The organism is Burkholderia sp. 4NA327C6 (genome assembly GCF_005502655.1).
GTDB lineage: Bacteria > Pseudomonadota > Gammaproteobacteria > Burkholderiales > Burkholderiaceae > Burkholderia > Burkholderia contaminans.
On sequence record NZ_SCNZ01000118.1, the window covers coordinates 1 to 1,334 of the forward strand.

The following is a 1,334-nucleotide window of genomic DNA, read 5'->3' on the forward strand; positions in this document are numbered from 1 at the left end:
GATGACCGTACCGCAAACCGACACAGGTGGGCGAGATGAGTATTCTAAGGCGCTTGAGAGAACTCGGGAGAAGGAACTCGGCAAATTGGTACCGTAACTTCGGGATAAGGTACGCCCTTGTAGCTTGACTGGCTTGCGCCAGAAGGGTGAAGGGGTTGCAATAAACTGGTGGCTGCGACTGTTTAATAAAAACACAGCACTCTGCAAACACGAAAGTGGACGTATAGGGTGTGACGCCTGCCCGGTGCCGGAAGATTAAATGATGGGGTGCAAGCTCTTGATTGAAGTCCCGGTAAACGGCGGCCGTAACTATAACGGTCCTAAGGTAGCGAAATTCCTTGTCGGGTAAGTTCCGACCTGCACGAATGGCGTAACGATGGCCACACTGTCTCCTCCCGAGACTCAGCGAAGTTGAAGTGTTTGTGATGATGCAATCTACCCGCGGCTAGACGGAAAGACCCCATGAACCTTTACTGTAGCTTTGCATTGGACTTTGAACCGATCTGTGTAGGATAGGTGGGAGGCTATGAAACCGGAACGCTAGTTTCGGTGGAGCCGTCCTTGAAATACCACCCTGGTTTGTTTGAGGTTCTAACCTTGGCCCGTGATCCGGGTCGGGGACAGTGCATGGTAGGCAGTTTGACTGGGGCGGTCTCCTCCCAAAGCGTAACGGAGGAGTACGAAGGTACGCTAGGTACGGTCGGAAATCGTGCTGATAGTGCAATGGCATAAGCGTGCTTAACTGCGAGACCGACAAGTCGAGCAGGTGCGAAAGCAGGTCATAGTGATCCGGTGGTTCTGTATGGAAGGGCCATCGCTCAACGGATAAAAGGTACTCTGGGGATAACAGGCTGATACCGCCCAAGAGTTCATATCGACGGCGGTGTTTGGCACCTCGATGTCGGCTCATCTCATCCTGGGGCTGTAGCCGGTCCCAAGGGTATGGCTGTTCGCCATTTAAAGAGGTACGTGAGCTGGGTTTAAAACGTCGTGAGACAGTTTGGTCCCTATCTGCCGTGGGCGTTGGATATTTGAAGGGGGCTGCTCCTAGTACGAGAGGACCGGAGTGGACGAACCTCTGGTGTACCGGTTGTCACGCCAGTGGCATCGCCGGGTAGCTATGTTCGGAAGAGATAACCGCTGAAAGCATCTAAGCGGGAAACTCGCCTTAAGATGAGATATCCCTGGGGACTAGATCCCCTTGAAGGGTCGTTCGAGACCAGGACGTTGATAGGTCAGGTGTGTAAGCGCAGTAATGCGTTCAGCTAACTGATACTAATTGCCCGTAAGGCTTGATCCTATAACAAGTCTGCCTTGTAGATCGGCGCCGTGCG

Annotated in this window: 1 rRNA gene; it reads left to right on the forward strand. The window is 53.1% G+C overall.

From position 1 onward, the window contains the following. Nucleotides 1-1,300, forward strand: a 23S ribosomal RNA gene (locus tag FFS49_RS41770); the annotation flags it as partial. Nucleotides 1,301-1,334: the final 34 nt, after the last annotated feature.